Below are 22759 nucleotides of genomic sequence, written 5' to 3' on the forward strand. Positions count from 1 at the left end.
CTGCAACAGTTTATCTAAACACTTAATCACCGGCTCGCTTCAAGGTATAAACTCGCTAAAAGGTATAAGCACATCACCTGGCCGGGATACAGTAAAAAGATCAAAAATAAAGAAGCAAAATAAACTTTTATAATAGCATTACTATTATCAAAGAAAGTTGTTATAACTTTGCGGAAACCAATCTCGAATAATGAGCAGCTGCAAAAGGGACAGTAGCATCAAAAAAAGGGAACGGACACTTGACACAGGCGTAGTCTTAAAAAGTCATCAGCACATGAACACGACCAGCATTAAAATAAACCTGAACCACAAAGCTTACATGCGTGACCCGGAGAACACTGAACTGGGCCGCCGCATCATCAACGAGAGCATTCGCCTGATCGACGATCTGGGCTTTGAGCAGTTCACGTTCCGGAAGCTGGCAAATATAATTGGCTCTACGGAAGCTTCCATTTACCGCTATTTTGAGAACAAGCACAAGCTGCTGGTATACCTGGTGTCGTGGCACTGGGCCTGGCTTGACCACTTTGTACTGTTCCACACCAACAACATAGCTGATCCGCGGGAGCGCCTGAGCCGTGCCATAGACGTAATCACTTCCTCCGGCATTGACAACCCTGCTACGCTGCACATCAACGAAAGCGCCCTGTACAGGATCGTGATCGTTGAGGCCTCCAAGGTATACCTGACCAAGGAAGTAGACGATGACAACAAGGACGGTTATTTCCTGGAGTACAAGCGCCTGTGCCACCATATAGCCGAAATGGTGCTCGCAATAAATCCCGACTACCCTTACCCGCATGCCCTCATCAGCACGATCATGGAGGCAGCCCACCAGCAGGTGTTCTTTGCCGAGCACCTGCCTTCGCTCACCGAGATCAAGGGCACAAAGCGCTCTCCCCAAGAAACGGCTACTTTTTTAAAACATCTGGTATTTGCGGCAGTTGACCAGAAAAGATAAAACAGACACATGAGTAAAGCATATAAACATAAACCTCTTTACACGCCGATGCAGCGTTTCTGGCAGCTCCTTGCCGCTGAGAAACGTGAGATCGTGTACCTGTACATCTACGCAATCGTGGCGGGTCTTATCAGCCTTTCGCTGCCGCTAGGTATTCAGAGCATCATCGCTTTTATTTCGAGTGGGCAGATCACGGTGTCGGTGGTGGTACTGATCACCCTGATCGTGCTGGGCCTGCTTATAGTGGGTGGTATGCAGATCATGCAGCTGTGGCTGGTGGAGTACATACAGCAGCGCATTTTTGCGCGCACAGCTTTTGACTTTGCCTTCAGGGTGCCGCGCCTGCAGTCGGAGGCCCTGCATCGCTACTACCCACCTGAGCTGATGAACCGCTTCTTCGACACTATTTCGTTGCAGAAATCGATGGCCAAGCTGCTGACTGACTTTACCACGTCTGCCATACAGATCGTCTTCGGCCTGATTCTGCTATCGTTCTACCATCCCTATTTCATCGTGTTCGGCATGATCCTGGTCATCGTGCTGATCGGCATCCTATATTTTACGAGTCCCCGCGGCATCGACACTAGCATCACCGAGTCGAAATACAAGTACAAGCTGGTCGCCTGGCTACAGGAAATGGCCCGTTCGATGAACACTTTTAAGCTGGCCGGTCAGTCTGATCTGCCCACCGAGAAGACCAACGGCTTTGTCACCAGCTACCTGAAGGCTCGCAAGCAGCACTTCCGGGTACTGATGACCCAGTACTTCAGCTTTGTGGGTTTCAAGACTGTGATTACGGGAGGCCTGTTGGTGCTGGGCGCTATCCTCGTGATTCAGCGGGAAATCAACATCGGGCAGTTTGTGGCTTCCGAGATCGTCATCATCCTCATCATGACGGCGGTGGAGAAGATCATCATCAAACTCGATACCATCTATGACATGCTTACCAGCCTTGACAAGCTGGGGCAGGTGACCGATATGCCCCTGGAAGAAGAGCGTGGTGTGGCCATGCCTGACAGAGGACAGGGCTTGTCGATACAGGTGAAGAACCTGCGCTACCAGTACCCGAACGTAGAGGAATATGCTATCAACGGCGTTTCATTTGACGTGCTGGCTTCAGAGCGGGTGTGCATCGCGGGCTTTAACCGGTCGGGCAAGTCGACGCTTAGCCAGTTGCTACTTGGCCTGTACGAAAACTATGAAGGCAGCATTGCCTACAACAATCTCTCGATGCGCGACCTCGACAAGAATAGCATGCGCCGCCTGATCGGTGACAACACCTCCAAGGAACAGGTGTTTGACGGAACCATCCTGGAGAACATCACGCTCGGTATACCGAACGTACCGATCGAGGACGTGGTCTGGGCGACTGACAACGTAGGCCTCACCGAATTTATACATGAACTGCCAGACGGCCTGCAAACGGAGCTGACCGGTGGCAGTATTCGTCTGCCGGCCAGTGTGTCGCGCAAGATCATTATGGCCCGCTGCCTGGTGCTGCGCCCCAAAATGCTGCTCCTCGACGACTTCTGGGGAGGTATGGAGAAGCACGAGAAGCTGCGCCTGATCCAAATGCTTTCGTCACAAGAGTTCAGCTGGACGCTTCTTATTATCTCCAATGATCCGGAAGTGATGGCCATCTGCGACCGCACGCTGCTCCTGAAAGGTGGGCAACTCGTGGCAAACGGCAATTACGAAGAGATCCGCCACAGCACACCCTATCAGCAACTGGCCAACCTGACTGTATAACCATGAAAGAGAAAGATCCCTATACCCCATCGCGGGAGCACAGGGCCATGCAGGCAATGGACATGGTACGCACACCGAAGCTCGGGCGTACGCTGGCTTACTGGATCATCGGTATTGTGCTTTTCCTGATCCTGATCCTGTTTTTGCCGTGGACGCAGAATATTTCGTCGCGCGGCGCACTCACCGCCCTGAATCCGGAAGACCGGCCACAGACTGTGCAAAGCACCATAGCAGGTCGCATTGAGCGCTGGCATGTGCAGGAGGGCCAGCTGGTGCAGAAAGGCGATACGATCGTAAGTTTGTCGGAGGTGAAGGAAAAGTTCTTCGACCCGCAGCTGCTCGACCGCCTGGATGAACAGGTGCAGGCTAAGGAAGGAGCCGCCACAGCTACAAGAGCCAAGTCCGAGGCACTGCAGGACCAGATACAGGCATTGCGGGAAGGTTTGCAGTTCAGTCTGGATAAGGCGCGCAATAAGATAGCCCAGACACGGCTGAAGGTGCAGAGTGACAGTGCAGACCTGGTAGCGCAGCGTGTAGAAGTGGAAATAGCCCGCAACCAGTATGTGCGACAGGAAGAACTGTACAGGCAAGGCCTAAAGTCGCTGACTGAACTGGAGGCCCGACGTCTGAAACTACAGGAAGCGGAAGCCAAGCTCATTGCCAACGAAAACAAACTGGGCAGCACCCGTGCCGAACTGCAGAATGCCTATACTGAACTGAGCTCACTACAGGCGGAGTATGCCGATAAGCTCGCCAAAGCTGAATCGGAGCTCAATTCGAACCAGGCCTACCTGTACAGCACGATCGGCGATGTGTCGAAGTTGCGGAGCGAGTACAGCAGTACGCTGGTGCGCAGCACCTTTTACCAGGTGGTAGCGCCGCAAACGGGTTACCTGGTACGGACGCTTCGCGCAGGTATAGGCGAAACCATCAAAGAAGGAGAGGCCATTGCCACCATCATGCCCGAGGACCCACGCCTGGCCGTGGAGCTTTACGTACAACCCATGGACCTGCCCCTGCTCTACCGCGGCGCTCCTGTACGCCTGCAGTTTGATGGCTGGCCGGCACTCGTCTTCTCGGGTTGGCCTAATCTGGGCTTCGGTACGTTTGGCGGCAAAGTAGCTGTGATCGACAATACCGCCACCAACGGCCTGTACCGCATGCTGGTGGTGCAGGACCCGGAGCAGGAAGAATGGCCCGAGGCAATTCGCATTGGCTCAGGCGTACAGGGCTGGGCTATGCTGAACACCGTGCCGATCTGGTACGAACTATGGCGCCAACTCAACGGCTTCCCGCCAGACTACACGGGTACGCTGCCTGTGGATGGCGCCAACTCCCAGACCAAAGAAGAGAAATAAGTACATGAGAAGATATCCCTTTTTAGTCTTTTCGCTGTTGCTGCTGTGCCTGACAGGTATAGCCCGGCCGGGTATAGCCCAGTCGGCTGACTCGGTGCGGGTACTCACCATGCATGCGCTCTACGAGCAGGTGCTGGCGCATCACCCGCTGGCGGCTCAGGCAGCGCTGCTTGCCCGCCAGGCGGATCAGGAAATACGCATGGCCCGTGGTGGCTTTGACCCCATGTTGAGCAGCAAATATGGCGAGAAGCAGTTTTCGGACAAGGAGTACTATACCTACTGGAACAACAGCCTGCGGGTGCCGTTGTGGTTTGGCCCCCAATTGCTGGCAGGCTATGAGCGCAACAGTGGCCCCTACCTGAATCCTGAAAAATATACCCCCTCCAACGGACTAAGCTATGCAGGTATAGCCATACCGCTTGGCCAAGGCTTGTTTATGGACGAGCGCCGCTCCATCGTGCGGCAGGCGCAATTGCTGCCCCAGATGGCCGAAGCCGACCGCCTCAAGCTGGTAAACAAACTGCTGCTCGACGTGGCCAAAGACTACTGGGACTGGCTATACTATTATAATGAGGTACAGGTATACCGGGAGGCCCTGGAGCTAGCCGAAGTTCGCACCCGGGCTGTGAACGAGCGTGCCCGACAAGGTGACCTGGCTGCTATCGACACAGTAGAGGCACGCACCGAGGCCCTCAACCGCCGGGTATTATTGAGCGCCGCCCTGCAGCAGTACAACAACAGCAAGCTGCAGGTGGAGATGCACCTGTGGGACGAAGGCAATCAGCCGCTGGAGCTTGCCGCCAATGCCGTTCCTTCGGCGGAAGGCACCGAACTGGATCCACTTAGTCCCGAAGACCTGCAGGAATTAGTAGCGCTGGCCAAGGTCAACCATCCTGATATCGTCAAACTCGACCTGAAGGGACAACAGCTGGAAGTAGAGCGCCGCTTCGCCGCTGATAAACTCAAGCCGAAGCTGGATGTAGAGTATAATCTGCTGCAGAGCGACTTTTTTATGAACGGAGAAGCCTTTCAGGCGCCTTACATGCGCAACAACTACAAAGTGGGTATCAGCTTCAGCCAACCACTATTCTTGCGACAAGAACGTGGCAAACTGCAGCTCACCAAAATAAAGCAGCAGGAAGTAGGCTTTCAGCAGTCATTTACTTTAAGGGCAATCGAAAATGCGGTGCAGATGGTGTACAATGAGTGGCTGGCATTGGAAGAGCAGCTTGCGCTGCAGGAGCAAATGGTGGTTAATGCCCGCATCTTACAGGAAGGCGAAATCGTGAAATTCAGAGCAGGCGAAAGTTCTCTTTTCCTAATCAATTCACGTGAGCAGAAGCTACTGGAGTCACAGATCAAGCTCTATGATCTGCGCAGCAAATACGCTAAAATCAAAGCCCAACTCTACTGGTCAGCTGGTAACATGCAGCAGGAATAAACCTCAATTCTAAAAATTATAGCAAGCACCTGTGGATAAGTGTGAGTTATCAACAAAGTTGCTAACATATTTAGTCGCCTTCTAAAAAAGTTAGTTTAAGAAGATTGTTTTGGAATTAAAAGGAGGGCGGCGGGGCTATACCTGCAAATAGCTTAATGATGATTGTTGAATTGCTGATGGTTGAAGAATAAATTGTTGCTTGTTAATTGTTGGGTGCATGATTAGCCCACCCTGCCCCTCCGGGGAGAGGATTATCTCTGCACGATCCAGGCAGTTCGGGACCTTCGCTATAGAGGCAGCCATATCCAATAAATTCACTCCTAAAAAGCTCTTCGGGACAGCCATATCCCGAAAAACTGTTGGGGATGTCCACAGCCTGTGTGTAAGTTTTGCAGGAATACAGGAACAAGGATATTCCCTGCAGAAATGCTTTCGGACTTAAAGGTCCGAAAGACCGCTTAATCGCGGACGATGTTTCGGTGTAACGTCGCTACAACTCAAACTCCCAACTTTTCCTTACCAAACTCTCACAGCCTCCCTCCTATCACCACCCGTTCTTTGTGCACGCTCTTCTGCCCATCCAGCCCGAAGAGCTCGATATAGAACAGGTAGTAGCCGATAGCGGCTTTAGTGCCATCCTGTCGGGTGCCGTCCCAGCGGAAGAAACCTGTGGAGGCTAGCAGTTCGTTCCGCACCAACTTGCGTATCTCCCGGCCCTGTGCGTCAAAGATGGTGATGTTGGCCACAAAGCCCGATTGGTCAGTACTGTAATTGACGGTAGTGAAATCTTCATACCCATCGTCATCCGGCGAGAAAACCTTGGGCTCAATGCTGAACACATGCTGTGCCGCTATACCTGGCTGTGACTGCGAATTAAGGTAGCCGGGCGTAGCGCCTAGCGAAGTAGCAGCTGAATGAAAGTTGTCTGCCGAGGTCGGGCCGTCCAGCCGGATCCGTTCCAGCGAAATGCCGTTGCGGTCGTCGATCAGGCTAAAGTGCATGCGCTCACTGTAGTCGAAACGGTCTGCGATGCGGCTAGCTGTCTGCAGAAGCACCACAGATCCGGCCGCGTCGGGATAAGAGGGTAGTGACACCATTCTTAAAAAAGTCTCCTCGCGGGCAGCGGGATAGTTATTTTTAATGTTTTCCGGATTGGCGGTGAGCACTACGTAAGCACCCGGCTCCAGCACATAATTGGCTGTCGTGATCACGCGCCGATTGGCAATGCTGTCATTGCTGACGTTAGCCAAGTACCAGTTTTGCAGGTTGATGAATTTATCGCTGCGATTGACAAGCTCTACAAAGTCTACACCACCCGGCCTTGGGTTGAACAACACTTCGTTGATCACCACATCGCCAGGCTCAGGTGTGGAGGGCAAGGCAAAGGTAGCTGTGAGCGGTTGTGAGCTGAGGTTACCGGCGCAGTCGCGTATACCTGTGGCGGTCAAGGTATACAGTTGCCGCTCCTGGAGGGGGTTAGCCAGCTGCAGCACCACTTCTTCAAATAGCGGCGAAGCAACCTGTCCGGCAGCTATACCAATACCTGCCGGACTCAAGGTATAGCGGCTCACTGCAGCAACCTGTGCACTGTCCAGCCGCTCGTTAAAACGCAGCAACAGCCGGTCGGGTGCCAGTGCCGTCACGCCAAGCAAGACAGGCGGTGTGTTGTCAGGTATAGAGGCGGCTACGGAGTTGGGTTGGGCAGGCGTCCCGCCGCGAGCGTCATTGGAGGCAATCCAGTTATCGGCGCCGGCGCAGGGATTTGTCACATCAATCATCTCCAGACTCCAGCCACCGTTGCGCTTGGCATTGTCGCGGTACCAGGCATCGTTGTAGTTCACAGCATAGATCAGACGACCATTGGGCTGGCGCAGTTGCAGCAGCTCGCCGGTGTTGTTCAGGCTCGGAAAATTGCTGATACCGATCACGCGGCCAAACTGGCTAAAATTGGCCACCTGCACATTCGGCACCACCACCGCATACTCTCCGGGCTGCAGGAGCACGTTGGGCAGTGTGGTGGTAGAAGTGGCATCCGAGTAGCGTATACCTTGCAGCATGAGCACCTTCTCGGTCGGGTTGTGCAGCTCGATATACTCCACGGCAGGCAGCCCGGTGGCAGGCGTTTCACGGGCCATGATCTCGGTGATCAGCAGTTCGTTATACCCGGGCAGCACAGGCGGCAGCGCATATTGGAAAGTCAGCTCCACCGGCCCCTGTAAAGTATTGCCATACAGGTCAGCTATACCTGCCACCGCAATCGTATTGGCTCCGTTCCGTAGTGACTGCGCAAATGTGAGCAGCACGGTCCCGTTTTCTGTAAGTTCAGCGGATGCTGGCTTAGCGCTACCGTTTAAGGTATAGTTTGCTGTATTTTGGGCTGCTGTAGGATTGAGCGGCTCATTAAAACGCAACTCCAGCGACTGTGTGCTCAATGGCTGAGCGTTTTCTAACACGGGTGGCCTAGTATCGGTGATCCGAAAATCATCAAAGTAAAAGCGCTGACTGTTGGCTGAGCTATACCTGACCAGCACCCCGAAGTAAGCGGAACGTCTGTGTGCAGCATCTGTTACGGAGCCTTGGCTTCTGTAGCTTTGGCCTGTTCCGGTCACATCTATTTCCAACTGCCAGGTATAGTCCAGCCCTCGCGTTACCCGCACCCGCACGATATTATTAGAGGTCGCCACAGTTTTATCCTCGCCATTGATGATGATGACTGGTGATTTACCGGCGTCTTTCCGGAAGAGGCTCACTTCGTCGGGCGTACCTCCAATGCGCACGAAATAGCCGTTTGCATCAGCAGCTTTAAGGTCTTCTTTGTCTGAGATCAGGAAGATGTCGGCATAGTTGCTGGCAGAAGTCGCCAGGCGCAGGTTGGCCCAAAACTCCCAAACAGTACCTACCGCCGCCTGCGAGGGCGTGGACAGGTATAGCACAGTGCCCGTCACTGCCGGCCCGCTACTCTGCAATTGGTTCTGGGGATTTACGATAAAGCCGTTCACATCGCCAGTCCAGGTGGGATTCTGAGTGAAGTTGCCATCAGAGAAGTCATCCTGAAGTTGGGCTGTGGCAAGGTATGGCAGGAACAGGAGCAACAGGCCTGCAATTAGTACCTTTTGAGCAATTACTGACCTGGTGGCATGAGAAATGCAGTGAATTATACCCGCAACCAGCCGCATCACCCATTTTGCCATGCTGAGAGAATCTTGGTTAACAGCCTGGCAATCGATGCAACTCCCGGTTACCTGGTCTGCTACCAGCACTTTATTCAAGAGAGGAAAGCCGGATTCTGTATTTACAAATGCTTGGCGTAAAGTTTGTTTCATGCGCAGATATTGTGGTGAAAACTTACGAACTTCGCAGCCGCAAAAGGAAAAGCAAAGGCAAACATTTAGACACTCACAGGTCTTCGGAGACGCAGTGAGGTCAGGAAACCGGCCACTTTTGAAAGATTTAGAACTTTTACGCGACTCAGATAAGTTAGTTAGTGGAACATAACACATTAACCATATACCCTAAACAATGAAAGTAGCAGTAGTAGGCGCCACTGGACTAGTGGGCGGCGAGATTTTGAAAGTACTGGCGGAGCGCGACTTCCCGGTAACGGAATTATTGTTGGTTGCTTCTGAAAGATCTGTTGGTAAACAGATGGAGTTTAAGGGTAAACAGATAAAGGTAATCGGGATGCAGGACGCGATCGCGGCCGCCCCGCAAATTGCTATTTTCTCGGCAGGCGGCAGCACCTCTACCGAGTGGGCCCCTAAGTTTGCAGAGGCAGGGATCGTGGTAGTCGACAATTCATCGGCCTGGCGCATGGACCCCAGCAAGAAACTGGTGGTACCCGAGATCAATGCCAAAGAATTGACGAAAGAAGACAAGATCATTGCCAACCCGAACTGCTCTACCATCCAGATGGTGGTAGCCCTGAACAAGCTGCACGAAGAGTTGCAGGCGAAGCGCATTGTCGTGAGCACTTATCAGTCCGTGACAGGTACAGGCGTAAAGGCGGTGGAGCAACTCATGAACGAGCGCGAGGGCAAAGAGGGCGAGAAAGCTTACCCTTATACCATCGACCTGAACGTGCTGCCGCACATCGACGTGTTCCAGGACAACGGCTATACCAAAGAAGAGATGAAAATGATCCTCGAAACCAAGAAGATCATGGGCGACGACTCTATCCGGGTAACGGCTACAGCAGTGCGTATACCTGTGATGGGTGGTCACTCCGAGTCGGTGAACGTGGAGTTCGAGAAGGATTTCACCTTAGACGAGGTATACCGCATTCTGAACGAGACAGAAGGCGTGAAGGTAGTAGACGACGTAAAGAACCTGCAATACCCAATGCCAAAAGACGCACACGGTAAGGATGACGTTCTGGTTGGACGTGTACGTCTGGACGAAACGCAGCCACGCACCTTGAACATGTGGATCGTAGCCGATAACCTGCGCAAAGGCGCCGCGACCAATGCGGTGCAGATTGCCGAGTATTTGGTGAAGCAGGGATTGGTGTAAGTTTCAAGAGGATTAATTAAAAAACGAAAAAGGAAGCTCTTGAAGGGGCTTCCTTTTTTATTCTAACAAACCGGTAAAAAGTGTAATCCAAAAAGAACTTGCTGACTTTTCTATTATGCTGCATTTATGTGCTTCTAACACTCAATTCTCTTGCTAGAACATGTAACTTATGCCTGCATATTTAAGCTCTCTGCGCCAAAGATCATGAAACTCCAATATATCCATACCGAAAGGCTCGTGCTTGTACCTTTCACGCTTGCGGCAGCCCGCGCACTTTATGGCGGTGACAATGGTGTGCTTACATACCTTGGCTTGCAGATAACTCCTCTTTGGCCCGACCAGGAGAGCATGGATACATTGCCCAGGATTATCAAAAGACTCGAGCAGTTACCCGAACCGACTGGCTTTGAGTCGTGGATGATCGTGCTGAAACACAATGCCACTGTAATCGGTGACGCTGGTTTTAAGGGGCTCCCGAATCAGGACGGGGCTGTGGACATCGGCTATTCAATCATAGAGCAGGAACAGCAGAAAGGGTATGGATTGGAAACGGCCAAAGGATTGGTAGACTGGGCGTCTCAGCAAAATGGGGTGAAAGCAGTGACGGCCAGTTGCCTCTTAGAAAACACGGCCTCTATCCGAATACTCGAAAAACTGGGCATGCAGGAACTGGTCAGAGATGATGAAGTCATTTACTGGAAGCTGGAGAATAAAAGGGCAGGTGTACCTGTTGCCACGCCGCAGTAGCAGCTTATTCTTTTCAACACACAAGGAAAACGAACTCCCAGGTCCTGATCAGAAATCCACCCGATACAAATCCTCCATTTGCCGCTGGGTAATGAACCGGGGCATGGCACGGAAAAGCGTGTTGCGGAGCTTACCTAACAAGGGGTTTCTCCAGTGCGCCACTTCTCCCAGTGTGCGGGAAAGACCGATCACTTTAGCTGTGCGGGCCTTCCGGCGTTTCTCGTAGCGCTTAAGGGCACTGGCCAGCACAGGTTCCTGCTTCAGACATTGGGCCAGTACCACAGCATCCTCTATAGCCTGACAGGCGCCCTGCCCCATGTTGGGCGTAGTGGCGTGGGCTGCATCACCGAGCAAGACTATACGGCCGTATACAAAATGTTTCAGAGGCTTCAGGTCAGCGATGTCGTTCCAAATGAGTTGGTCTTGTGAAGTGGAAGCCAGCACAGCCTCTACAGGCGAATGCACCATTTCGAAGTGGCGGGCAAGTTTTTCGGGAGTCATGCGGCGCATCTTTTCATCACGCTGCGGAGCATTGATGCAGGCATACCAGTAAATCTTGTCGCCCTGCAAAGGCGCTATACCTACCCTGCCTTCCGGTGCCCAGGTCTCTGCTGATATCATTTTGTTGATCTCCACCCCCGGATTGTCGATCACGGCACGCCAGCAGGTATAGCCGGCGTAGCGCGGGATGCTGTCAGGTATAAGTTGCTGCCGTACAACCGAGCTGATTCCGTCAGCAGCGATCAGCAGATCGGCCGTGGCATGGGTGCCATCGGCGAACATGACCTGCACCTGGTCACCGTTTTGCTCCACAGTTTCACAGCGCTTGCCCAGTACCAAAGAATCTGGTGCGAGGTGGCTCAACAGCACTTCGTGCAGGTCGGCGCGGTGTATCACAAAGTTGTTGATGCCGTACTTGTTGCTCAGCCGGCGGGTGTCCATGTTGCTGATCTCCTGGCCGTGCTCGTCGAAGATCACCAGTGCATCGAGCTGCTTGCCTCTTGCGACCACATCGTCCATCACACCGAGCCTTTGCAGGCCCTGCATCGCATTGGCGGCAAGTCCTACGCCAGCACCCAGTCCTCTGAACTTAGGAGCTGCCTCGTACACGGTGGTGTCTATACCTGCCTGCTGCAGCGCAAGTGCCGCACACAGTCCTCCGATTCCGCCTCCTACTACTATGGCTTTCATAAATGAGATGTGTTTCTATACCTTATACTGACAGAACAAGAAAAGTGACTTGTTTGATCCGGCAAGTTTTACTTGGCAGAGGCATCGTGGTAGCTTACCTCTTCCTCTTCCACAGAAGCGCGGCCAAACACCTTGGCCACCCACTTTGGCAGGAAGATAGAGCCCAGCACCAGGTATGGGTAGTAAGTGATGAGGCGGTAAAGCACCACCACGATGTTGCTGAAGCGGCCCAGGAACAAGCCGAAGAAGCTCGGGAAAGCCATCTCAACTATACCTGCCCCACCCGGCGTAATGGCAACCAGCATCACGATCCAGAAGATCAGATTGCGGGAGATGATGAGCATGTGCTCGGCAAAGGTCACATCGGTAAAGGCTGCGATCAGGCAGTTGAGCAGGAAGTAGCGGGCACTCCACACAAAAATAGTAGAGATGATGGCCCGGGCCCAATAGTTAAAGTCTTTGCCGCGCAGCTGTTGCGAGGCCCATACGATCTCGTTGCCATGGTGGAAGGCGTTGATGCGCCACTTGCGCAGCAGCTTCCAGCCGGTCAGCTTCAGCAGAATCCACTTGAAAGCACGCGGACGTACAAACAAGGCATAGATCATAATGAAGGTATAGACAGCGATGAGGGTATAGCTGATGTAAAATGCGGTTTTGAGTGCGTTGACATCGGTAGCCGAGAGGCCAAAGTCAGGGAATACCTCACCCTGCGTGGCCAGCAGTGCAATAGGAGCCGCTATGATGAAGAACATGTTGTCGAGCACGGCCGTGAGCATGACGTAAGCCAGCGACTTGCCCAGCGGTATACCTTCTTTGTTGAGCACAATGGTGGCAATGGTAGTACCACCCACTACTGAGGGCGTAATGGCCGAGGCAAACTCCCAGAGCATAATTACATCGAGGCTGTTGCGCCAGGTCAGGAACTTGTCGGTGAGGCTGCGGATGCGGTACATGTAGCCCAGGTCACGGATCACAAGCACGAGCAGCGCAGCGGCCAGCCACCACCAATTGGCTTCGGCTATACCTTTCAGATCACTGAGCTTATCGTCTTTGATGAACAGCCAGGCCGTAGCGCCCAAACCCAGCAGTACCGGGATCAGGATCTTAATCGGACTAAAGTTCTTCAGTATGGTCTTTTTATTCTGGTCCATTCAGGCTATCGTAACCCAGCTTTTTGCGCTTGCTCTTAGCGGCTGACGTGCAAAACTACTTAACTATTCGGCAACTCGGGGGAAACAGTTCGGCTTTTTCAGGATTTCCGGGAAATGCTACTCAAGGATAAGCTGCGTCACCTGAGCTGCCTGTCCCTCAGCTTTGGTAATGACAAAGTCATTGAAGCCATCCCCTACCTCTATACCGATCAGGTTGAGTTGCAGCATATCCAGGATCGCCAGGAAGTTGAAGATCATGCCGATCTTGTCCGGGAAGGCCGAAATGATCTCAGAAAATGCTATCTGGTTCTTCTCTTCAATGATACGGGTGATATAGTCCCGCTGCTCCTCTATGGTATAAGGATAGGTAAGCACGGTGTGCTTCGGACGGTTCTGCTCCTCTTCGAATCGGTGCATCACTTTGTCGAACACCCGCATTAGTTTGTAGAGGCTCAGGTCCTGCAGTTCGTACTCAAAGTGGTTGGCATTGGCGATCTGCTGCAATTCTTCGTGCACATTACCGCGGTTTTCCTGTGCCAGCCGGAAGTCTTCCATCTGGCCAAGGTCGCCGAGCACCGCTTTGTACTTCTTATATTCCAACAGGTGCTGCACAAGTTCCTGGCGTGGGTCTATCTCATTGCCTTCCTCATCCTTCTCTGTGCGGGGCAGCAGCATTTTGGCCTTGATGCGCATCAGGGTGGCAGCCGTCAGGATAAAGTCACTGGCCACCTCGATATTTAGGCTCTCCAGCTGCCGGAGGTAGCCCATGAACTCATTGGTGATCTGGAAGATGGGAATATCGTGTATATCCAACTCGTCACGCTCAATGAAGAAGAGCAACAAGTCGAACGGCCCCTCAAACAACGGTAATTTAATTTCGAAACTCACTTCTCTGGCCTTTGGTTAATGCGCTGATCGCTGCAGATGGACAAAAATACTAATTTATTCGGATGAAATAGCAGCGCGAGGGCTACGTTATAGAGGCCGTACCTGCATGATTTCCAAACAAAATAAGCTTACACCTGTATAAGTGTAACGTTATCAAGTGGCGCAATTGCTGTTAAGTTCCATCGCACGAAATCCTTATTGGCTATCAACCACTTACCACACTTATCGCATATACCACTGTTGGCTGCCCTGACAGGATAGGGAGGAGAAATAGCAGCTTGTATTCTGAATTTTGCTAACTTTACGTTTTGTCTGGCTGATTGTATTTTGCGCGTTGCAAACTTTTGCCGGAAAAATTTGTTGGAAGTCTATATTAAAGACATTTCTATGATCATCAAACCCGGAGAGCTGCTTGCCTCTATCGACTCGCCTGCCGATCTGCGCAAACTCAAGCCAGAGCAACTGCTACAGGTAAGCCAGGAGTTAAGACAATACATCATCGATGTGGTATCAATCCACGGCGGTCATTTTGGGGCCAGCCTTGGGGTAGTAGAGCTGACCACAGCACTGCATTATGTGTTCCAGACCCCTTACGATCAACTGGTATGGGATGTGGGGCATCAGGCATACGGGCACAAAATCCTGACCGGCCGTCGCGACAACTTCCATACCAACCGCAAGTATGGCGGACTCTCTGGTTTCCCGAAGCGTAAAGAAAGCGAATACGACACCTTTGGCGTAGGTCACTCGAGCACCTCCATTTCGGCGGCGCTGGGTATGGCCGTTGCCTCACAATACAAGCAGGAAGAAGACCGACACCACATCGCTGTGATCGGTGATGGTGCCATGACGGGCGGTATGGCTTTTGAAGCCTTGAACCACGGCGGCGCTACCAATGCCAACCTGCTGGTAGTTCTCAACGACAACTGCATGAGCATCGACCCGAATGTGGGTGCTCTGAAAGAATACTTAACCGACATTACCACCTCCCGCACTTATAACAAGTTGCGCGATGAGCTCTGGAATGTACTAGGCAAGATCAGCAAGTTCGGTCCAAATGCACAGCACATTGCCTCTAAGGTAGAGAGCGGCATCAAGGCTACACTTTCAAAGCAGAGCAACCTGTTCGAAGGCCTGAACTTCCGCTACTTCGGCCCGATCGACGGGCACGACATCAACCACCTCGTGTCGGTGATGGAAGACCTCAAGCGTATACCTGGTCCGAAGATTCTGCACGTACTCACTACCAAAGGCAAAGGCTTTGCCCTCGCCGAAAAAGACCAGACCAAATGGCATGCACCGGGTCTGTTCGATAAGATAACAGGTGAGATTTACAAGAAACACCACGACACGCCGCAGCCTCCTAAGTACCAGGACGTTTTTGGCCATACGATGGTAGAACTGGCTGAGCAGAATGACAAGATCATGGGCGTGACGCCTGCGATGCCATCTGGCTGCTCGCTCAACATCATGATGAAGGCAATGCCGGACCGTGCCTTTGACGTAGGGATAGCCGAGCAGCATGCGGTGACTTTTTCTGCTGGCCTGGCCACGCAGGGCATGATACCGTTCTGCAACATCTACAGCACGTTTATGCAGCGCGGTTACGACCAGGTGGTGCACGATGTGTGCCTCCAGAACCTGCACGTGGTGTTCTGCCTCGACCGTGCCGGCTTTGCTGGTGCCGATGGTCCAACGCACCACGGTGCTTATGACATTGCCTACATGCGCTGCATCCCAAACATGGTGGTAGCCGCCCCCATGAACGAGCAGGAGCTGCGCAACATGATGTATACAGCTTCACAAGAAGGAGCTGGTCCGTTTACCATTCGCTACCCACGTGGCGAAGGCGTGATGCCAGAGTGGCGCACTCCGCTGGAACTGCAGCAGATCGGCAAAGGCCGCACGGTGCAGGAAGGCGAAGAAGTAGCAATCCTGACATTCGGCCACATTGGTAACTATGCCGTGGACGTTTGCCAGAAACTGAGCTACGAAGGCATCAACCCGGGCCACTACGATATGCGCTACTGCAAGCCATTGGACGAGGAGCTGCTGCATCACATCTTCAGCAAGTATAGTAAAGTGATTACGGTGGAAGACGGCTGTCTGCAGGGTGGCTTCGGAAGCGCCGTATTGGAGTTCATGGTTGACAACGGCTATACTTCTCAAGTGAAGCGCCTCGGTATACCTGACCAGATCTTCGAGCACGGCTCTCAGCTGGAACTGCACCGCGACGCTGGCTTCGACCCGACAGCTATCGAGAACACCGTGAGAGAGTTGATCGGTGTAACAGCGAAAGTGTCGGTATAAGACGAATTACATTTGATATAAGGTTATAAGACAAACCCCGCAGTTCTTCGAGAGCTGCGGGGTTTTTGTTTTAATTCCATTGCAGGGGCAGGTCGCGGCCCATTGCCGCTAACTTAAAAAAACATTATATCCAAACTGTCATCTCGACAGAATGGAGAGATCTGGATTATTTAAGCATTACTGCAATGCTTCAGATTTCTCACTGATAGAGGGCCTCTACTCCCAGTCGAAATGACAAACACGGCTTAAATTGACGGCATTGGGTTGTAACCAGCCCGCCGTAAAACCAATGGCGATGAAACAAGAAATTATCCTTTGCGATATACCTGCCAATCTATACTTTTATACCACCTGAAAACTACTCGTGCATGATTCGGACAGGTCGCGACCCGTCCCTACAGATAAACCCCACATACTATGACAAAGCATGCTACCTATACCGACCAAGGCTCCGGCGATCCCATCGTTTTCCTGCATGGCTTCTGCGAGAGCACGGCTGTTTGGGCTGATTTTGCAAATCCATTGCAACAAAAGTTCAGAACAGTGGCACTGGACCTGCCCGGCTTTGGCGACAACACGCAAGGTATAGCAGACTACAGCATGGAAAGTATGGCCGACTATGTGAAGCAGCAGCTCGAGCAGCTTAATGTGAAGAAGTGCATTTTGGTGGGCCATTCCATGGGTGGGTATGTAGGGATGGCTTTTGCTGAAAGGTATAGCCACATGCTCAGCGGCCTCTGCCTCTTCCACTCCTCCGCCCTACCCGACACCAACGAGAAAAAGGAAAACCGAAACAAAACCATCGAGTTTGTGGAGAAGCACGGCGTAGAAAAATTCATGCAGTCTTTTATAGAACCGCTCTTCTACAGCGAAAACCGCGATCGGCTCAGGAAGGAAATTGCGCTGATGAAAGAAATTGGCACTTCGACGCCCCAAGAGAGTGTAACCAAAGGCCTGGCCGCCATGCGTGACCGCCAGGACAGAACCGATGTGCTTGCCGCTGCTAAGTTTCCGGTGCTGTTCATTTTCGGTAAAGAAGACGGCGCTGTACCGCTGGACAAAGCCTTGGAGCAATGCCACCTGCCCGACAACAGCATGGTCTACTTCCTCGGCAAAACTGGCCACATGGGCATGTTCGAGCGCACCTACGAGACCCGCAAAGCCCTCGAGAAATTCGCTGAAACGATTTATGGGTGAGGTTTTAAAAGCGCCTCCAGCCCGCGTCCTTCCTACTATTGTGCTTTCGCAGTTTGCGGGTACCTCACTTTGGTTTGCCGGCAATGCGGTGCTGCCGGAGCTCAAGGCTTCGTTGCAGTTGCAGGACGGTGCCTTAGCGCTGCTGACTTCGGCGGTGCAGCTGGGTTTTATAGCGGGCACGCTGGTCTTCGCTTTTCTATCGCTGGCCGATCGGGTGTCGCCTCGCCTGCTCTTCATGCTGTGTGCTTTGCTGGGAGCTGCAGCCAATGCCTTGGTGGTATTTGCTGCGAAAGACCTTTATGCCGTGCTGTTGCTTCGGGCGCTCACCGGATTTTTATTGGCAGGTATCTATCCGGTGGGGATGAAAATAGCAGCCAGCTGGTACAACACGGGTCTGGGCAAGGCGATTGGCTACTTAGTGGGGGCTTTAGTACTGGGGACAGCATTCCCGCACCTGATCCGGGCACTGGGTGCTGAACTACCCTGGCAGCAAGTGATGCTAGCGGTAAGCGCCATGGCAGCTACAGGAGGCTTCCTCCTATACCTGTTTGTGCCTGACGGACCATATCTGAAGAAAGGCGCGACCTTCAAGCTCAGCAACATGCTGCAGGCTTTCCGTGACCGGGCTTTCCGGTCAGCGGCTTTTGGCTACTTTGGTCACATGTGGGAGCTCTATACCTTGTGGGCATTCACGCCGCTGATCCTGGCACTGGCAATTCCACAACTCAGTCCCGGTGAGGTATCGGCTTACAGCTTTGCCGTGATTGCGGCCGGAGCAGTAGGCTGTATTGGGGGTGGCTATCTCTCGCAGGTATGGGGAAGCGCTCGGGTGGCTTTCGTGCAACTGCTGCTCTCCGGCCTGTGCTGCCTGCTTTCGCTGGCGGTGCTGCAACTGGATACACCGCAACTGCTCATACCTTTCCTGCTCTTCTGGGGCATCGTTGTGGCGGGGGATTCGCCGCAGTTCTCGGCCCTTACTGCACAAACCGCCCCTCCACAGCTGGTTGGCACAGCACTTACCATTGTAGTTGCCATTGGTTTCGCCATAACGGTGATCAGCATTCAGCTCACAGGCTTTTTGTTCACGCAGTTGCAGTTGCACTATACCCTGGCGCTGTTGGCTGTCGGGCCGGCACTGGGCTTACTGGCGCTGCGACGCCTGGTATGAAGCACAGCGTAACTTGTCTGGCTATACCTGATTTGGCAGCTTATGCATTGTATTTGCCTACCTAACAAAAAAGCCGGCCCAAATCGGACCGGCTTTCCTGCTCAAAAATATACTCTTATTTCTTAGTCGGCTTTCAGCTCCATTTTAGAGCCATCACCACCTACCAGGTGCATTTCTTTGTCTGTCAGTTTCTCTACTGTGAAGTTCTGCGACACGTCAGATCCTTCAAAAGTCAACGACAATCGTCTGCCTGCCTGGTCGTAGGTCCAGGTGCCGGTTTCAAGTGAGCCACCGCCACCCATGGCAAAGCGCCCATCCGAGTAAAACTGCATTGTTTCCTGCTTCTCTTCTCTGGTCAGTTTGTCTTTGTCGCCGGAGGCGGTGAGTTCTTTGTCAGCTTTCCAGGTCTTGCTGCTGCCACCTGAGATCATGTTGGCGTTACCCGCATCATCGCTATTGCCTCCGCAGCTAGCCATGAAGGCCATCAGCATGAAGGCCATCACAAAGGTCCAGGAGGTTTTTACTCTGTTCAATGTCGCATTCATCTTATTCATAGTTTATGGTTGTACATACCTGCGCCTGCTCATGCAGGAGACGTGCATTGATTACGGCTAAAATATATGAAAGTTAATGCAAGCCGCCTTAATGAAACCAATCACGCAGGCACCACAACCATGCCCCCCTATTGGCGTATCTATTTAAGCAGCTGTGTATTCACGGTTCTGCTTAAAACGAGTACTGACATTAAAATAACTGAAATATGGGATTGCGTGATTTTTTCAAAAAAGGAGAACAAGAACCTGCCAAGAAGAGCTCCGATCAGGTTAACAAAGTGCCCGGTCAGTCCGAGGACCATAAGTTTTTCACAAACAAAGACGAGCAGCAGGTAACAGACCCAAGTGCCAACCAGGATGTGTATACCGTGCAGAGCGGCGACTCACTCTCCAAGATCGCCAAGAAGCTCTACGGCGATGCCAACGCCTGGAACAGAATTTACGAAGCGAACAAGGACACTATCGGTGGAAACCCAGACCTGATCCGTCCGGGGCAGCGTTTTAAAATTCCGAGAACTTAAGCAGCACTTGCTATAAAACAAAAACAGCCGGTTTCTGCAGAAGCCGGCTGTTTTTGTTTTATAGATTAAGCGGATATCTATACCGCGTGTAAATGGGTTCAAGGTTACGGGTCGCAGGTTTCCATATAGGCATTGCAGTAAATCCTTTTGTGATAATGTCTTTTACTATTTCTTCCTGTATACCTTTTGGGAGAATCACATTTCCTACCTTTCCTTCATCCGTGATATCAAAGTCTACATAAACTACCTTCTCAAATTTAACCCCTGATAGTTTCAAAGGGTTAATGATGTATTTGTTCATGTAACTCTGGTAAGCCTTATCTCCACCTGGAAACTCAGGTGCTGTTGTTGGATGCTCTTCATATATAAAGGGTTTGCCCTCCAGTTGAGCATATACCTTATAGTAGTCCGGCTTCGATTTAACTTTCACAGCTTCCACTTCCCATCCCATCACACTAGCTACTACAGGATAATTCCCTGCATATATTTGCGGGTCAACCATCCACCTCTCTACTTTTTCCAAATAGTAAGGCTCATTCCCTACTTCAAATCTATCAATGCCCGGATTAAGATAAGCTAAACTTGGCTTGAATTTCTGGTCTTTTACCAGCTCACCATTAGAGAATAACTGCTCTATCTCTGACTGCCCTTTCTTATTGGTTCTGCGCCAAAGCCCATCTTTCAGACCGTTGCGGTAACTCCCCTCTAACATGGCCTTGCTATTTTCGTCCTCTTCCAGCTTGATGCTAACCCTGCCGTTGCCGTTTACCACCTGCTGTTTCCCGTCTTCGCTCCAGCTGTGCATTACTTTTATGCCCAGGCTGTCATAGAGCAGCACGTTCATTAACTGGCCGTTGGGCCACCAGAACTTCCACTCTCCCACACGATGGTCGTTTTCGTAGGCGCCACTGCTCTCTGGTTTCCCATCAAAATGAAAGAACTGCCAGTGTCCTCTCTTCACCCCCTTATCATAAAAGCCATTTGCCAGCACCTTGCCGTTCGAGTAGTAGTCAATCACATCGCCATCGAAACTAAACCCTCGCAACGTGCTGAATTTGGCTACTGTATCCGGCATTATAACTGAGCGGGCAAATGCCGCATGTTCCTGCTTGGTAATCAGCCAGTTCGTGTTATAGAATATCATCTTTTCTTGCTGCGCGAAGGCCGTACCCAACCATAGCGTAAAGAAAACAGAAAGTATAGCGTGTTTCATAAAAGAATAAATTCAGGCGGCAAACATAATCAAAAAAGCCCGCCGGACCATACAAGTCCTGCGGGCTTTTGAGAAATCAATAAGTAGTCTTTAGTGGCCTAGAAACGCTCGTCGGCAGCGAAGAAGAAGTCGCCTTCGATCTGCGCGTTCTCGTCTGAGTCAGAGCCGTGCACGGCGTTTGCCTCGATAGACTTGGCGTATACCTTACGGATGGTGCCTTCCTCAGCCTGAGCAGGGTTGGTAGCGCCGATCAGCTTGCGGAAATCCTCCACAGCGTTGTCCTTCTCCAGGATCATGGCTACGATCGGGCCGGATGACATGTATTTTACCAGATCGCCGTAGAAAGGACGCTCCTTGTGCACTTCATAGAACTTACCGGCACGCTCCTCCGTCAGTCTTGTCTTCTTCATCGCCACGATGCGGAAGCCGCCTTCCTCGATCATTTTAGTAATGCCACCAATGTGGTTATCCGCCACTGCATCCGGCTTAATCATGGTAAATGTGATGTTTCCAGCCATGTCTATTCTGTTAATGTGTGTATGTTTCGTTTTGAAGGGCAAAATTAGTGCATTTAGCTCAATTATAGCAGCACTTCGCCCATACTTTCTGCAAATATTTATACCGGAGCACGCCCTGCTATACCTTCCGCCCCCTCCTAGAGCGGCCTACGGCGTCTTAAAACGCTATTTTATTGCATTAGAAGTTATTTCTTCAGAAATTCGCGCCTTATATCCCTATTAATCAGCGGATTTATAACAAGCTTTATGCATGACATTAATGCTCTCAAAGAGCTTCTGAGAGAACCTAAAGAGGTGATGATCACCACCCACCATAAACCTGACGCCGATGCCCTTGGCTCGTCGCTGGGTCTTGCCGGATACCTCAAAAAAATAGGCCACCGGGTTACCGTGATCACGCCTTCCGATTACCCAAGCTTTCTGAACTGGATGGAAGGCAATGAAGATGTGATCGTATACTCTGAGAAAAACGATGCCCTCGTGCAGCGTATCATCAAAGAGTCACAGGTTATCTTCTGCCTCGACTTCTCTAACCTGTCGCGCATCAACGAGATGGGCGAGTACATCCGCAACGCCAAGGGCACCAAGGTACTGGTAGACCACCACCTGCAGCCCGAGGATTTTGCCGATCTTGACTTCTCTAACCCGAAGGCAGCCGCCACAGCCGAGCTGGTATACGACCTGATCAAGGCGATGGGCGACGGCGACAAGATAGACACAGGTATAGGCGAGTGCCTCTACGCCGGCATTATGACCGACACAGGCTCTTTCCGCCACCCGAGCACTTCCAAAAACGTGCACCTGATCATTGCCGACCTGCTGCACATTGGGGTAAACACCTCTAACATACACCGCCTGATCTACGACAGCTCCTCGGAACTGCGCCTGCGCTTTCTGGGTTATGCACTCAAAGACAAACTGGTGGTGCTGCCCGAATATAAAACGGCCTACATTGCCATTACAGCCGATGAGCTAAAGGCTTATGACTCTAAGACAGGTGATACCGAGGGCCTGGTAAACTTTGCGCTCTCGATTGAGGGCATTGTTTTTGCAGCCGTAATCATCGACCGCGTACAAGCTGTGAAGATGTCTTTCCGCTCGGTGGGCGACTTCTCGGTAAACGAATTTGCCCGTGCGAACTTTAACGGTGGCGGTCACAAAAATGCAGCCGGCGGCATGTCTCTTGACACACTCGAGAACACCGTAGCCAAATTTGAAAGCCTGCTGCCGCAGTACAAAGAGCAGTTGCTGGCTTCTGTTAAGTAAAACATATTTTATCCAAC

General features: G+C 51.9%; 18 protein-coding genes. 11 read left to right on the forward strand and 7 right to left on the reverse strand.

The window, feature by feature from the left end:
* Positions 1-274 precede the first annotated feature (274 nt).
* From BW972_RS02955 to BW972_RS02970, 4 genes are read left to right on the forward strand one after another with little or no spacing between them, the layout of a single operon-like run.
* Positions 275-961, forward strand: coding sequence for a TetR/AcrR family transcriptional regulator (locus BW972_RS02955; RefSeq protein ID WP_076421468.1), 687 nt, complete (start codon positions 275-277; stop codon positions 959-961).
* A gap of 9 nt (positions 962-970) precedes the next feature.
* Positions 971-2710 (forward strand): peptidase domain-containing ABC transporter, encoded by a 1740-nt coding sequence (locus BW972_RS02960; protein WP_071530832.1) that lies wholly within the window; start codon positions 971-973, stop codon positions 2708-2710.
* A 2-nt stretch (positions 2711-2712) separates the two neighbouring features.
* Positions 2713-4068 (forward strand): HlyD family secretion protein, encoded by a 1356-nt coding sequence (locus tag BW972_RS02965; protein ID WP_076420954.1) that lies wholly within the window; start codon positions 2713-2715, stop codon positions 4066-4068.
* Positions 4069-4072: 4 nt separating this feature from the next.
* Positions 4073-5509 (forward strand): TolC family protein, encoded by a 1437-nt coding sequence (locus tag BW972_RS02970; protein ID WP_076420955.1) that lies wholly within the window; start codon positions 4073-4075, stop codon positions 5507-5509.
* 527 nt (positions 5510-6036) lie between these two features.
* Here BW972_RS02970 and BW972_RS02980 read toward each other — a convergent pair.
* Positions 6037-8832, reverse strand: a complete 2796-nt coding sequence (locus BW972_RS02980) for a lamin tail domain-containing protein (RefSeq protein WP_234986275.1) — start codon at positions 8830-8832, stop codon at positions 6037-6039.
* A 196-nt stretch (positions 8833-9028) separates the two neighbouring features.
* Between BW972_RS02980 and BW972_RS02985 the strand changes: the two genes are divergently transcribed.
* Positions 9029-10018: an aspartate-semialdehyde dehydrogenase gene (locus tag BW972_RS02985; protein ID WP_007654698.1), complete on the forward strand. Its 990-nt coding sequence runs from the start codon at positions 9029-9031 to the stop codon at positions 10016-10018.
* 204 nt (positions 10019-10222) lie between these two features.
* Positions 10223-10765 (forward strand): GNAT family N-acetyltransferase, encoded by a 543-nt coding sequence (locus BW972_RS02990; RefSeq protein ID WP_076420961.1) that lies wholly within the window; start codon positions 10223-10225, stop codon positions 10763-10765.
* 48 nt (positions 10766-10813) lie between these two features.
* Here BW972_RS02990 and BW972_RS02995 read toward each other — a convergent pair whose 3' ends face one another.
* From BW972_RS02995 to BW972_RS03005, 3 genes are all read right to left on the reverse strand, one after another.
* A complete protein-coding gene (locus BW972_RS02995; protein ID WP_007654691.1) occupies positions 10814-11956 on the reverse strand; it encodes an FAD-dependent monooxygenase in 1143 nt (380 codons plus the stop codon).
* Between the two features lie 68 nt (positions 11957-12024).
* A complete protein-coding gene (locus BW972_RS03000; RefSeq protein WP_007654689.1) occupies positions 12025-13107 on the reverse strand; it encodes a lysylphosphatidylglycerol synthase transmembrane domain-containing protein in 1083 nt (360 codons plus the stop codon).
* 117 nt (positions 13108-13224) lie between these two features.
* Positions 13225-13995 (reverse strand): segregation and condensation protein A, encoded by a 771-nt coding sequence (locus BW972_RS03005; RefSeq protein WP_234986276.1) that lies wholly within the window; start codon positions 13993-13995, stop codon positions 13225-13227.
* Positions 13996-14382: 387 nt separating this feature from the next.
* On the opposite strand from BW972_RS03005, the gene dxs reads away from it, so the two are divergent.
* From dxs to BW972_RS03020, 3 genes are all read left to right on the forward strand, one after another.
* Positions 14383-16305, forward strand: coding sequence for a 1-deoxy-D-xylulose-5-phosphate synthase (gene dxs / locus BW972_RS03010; RefSeq protein ID WP_076420966.1), 1923 nt, complete (start codon positions 14383-14385; stop codon positions 16303-16305).
* A 417-nt stretch (positions 16306-16722) separates the two neighbouring features.
* Positions 16723-17502, forward strand: a complete 780-nt coding sequence (locus BW972_RS03015) for an alpha/beta fold hydrolase (protein ID WP_076420967.1) — start codon at positions 16723-16725, stop codon at positions 17500-17502.
* Entirely contained in the window at positions 17495-18670 is a 1176-nt protein-coding gene (locus tag BW972_RS03020) for an MFS transporter (RefSeq protein WP_076420969.1), read from the forward strand. Before BW972_RS03015 ends, BW972_RS03020 begins: the two co-directional genes overlap by 8 nt.
* A 122-nt stretch (positions 18671-18792) precedes the next feature.
* Here the strand turns inward: BW972_RS03020 and BW972_RS03025 are convergent, their stop codons facing one another.
* On the reverse strand, positions 18793-19224 hold the full coding sequence (locus BW972_RS03025) for a lipocalin family protein (RefSeq protein ID WP_007654681.1): 432 nt from the start codon (positions 19222-19224) through the stop codon (positions 18793-18795).
* A gap of 206 nt (positions 19225-19430) precedes the next feature.
* Here BW972_RS03025 and BW972_RS03030 point away from each other — a divergent pair, with 206 nt between their 5' ends.
* On the forward strand, positions 19431-19745 hold the full coding sequence (locus BW972_RS03030; protein ID WP_007654673.1) for a LysM peptidoglycan-binding domain-containing protein: 315 nt from the start codon (positions 19431-19433) through the stop codon (positions 19743-19745).
* 58 nt (positions 19746-19803) lie between these two features.
* On the opposite strand, the gene BW972_RS03035 is transcribed toward BW972_RS03030, so the two are convergent.
* Entirely contained in the window at positions 19804-20958 is a 1155-nt protein-coding gene (locus BW972_RS03035; protein ID WP_040573874.1) for a toxin-antitoxin system YwqK family antitoxin, read from the reverse strand.
* Between the two features lie 98 nt (positions 20959-21056).
* Positions 21057-21476 (reverse strand): nucleoside-diphosphate kinase, encoded by a 420-nt coding sequence (locus BW972_RS03040; protein ID WP_076420971.1) that lies wholly within the window; start codon positions 21474-21476, stop codon positions 21057-21059.
* Between the two features lie 246 nt (positions 21477-21722).
* Here BW972_RS03040 and BW972_RS03045 point away from each other — a divergent pair, with 246 nt between their 5' ends.
* Positions 21723-22742 (forward strand): DHH family phosphoesterase, encoded by a 1020-nt coding sequence (locus BW972_RS03045; protein WP_076420973.1) that lies wholly within the window; start codon positions 21723-21725, stop codon positions 22740-22742.
* Positions 22743-22759: the final 17 nt, after the last annotated feature.

It is taken from the genome of Pontibacter lucknowensis, from assembly GCF_900156415.1.
Lineage (GTDB): Bacteria > Bacteroidota > Bacteroidia > Cytophagales > Hymenobacteraceae > Pontibacter > Pontibacter lucknowensis.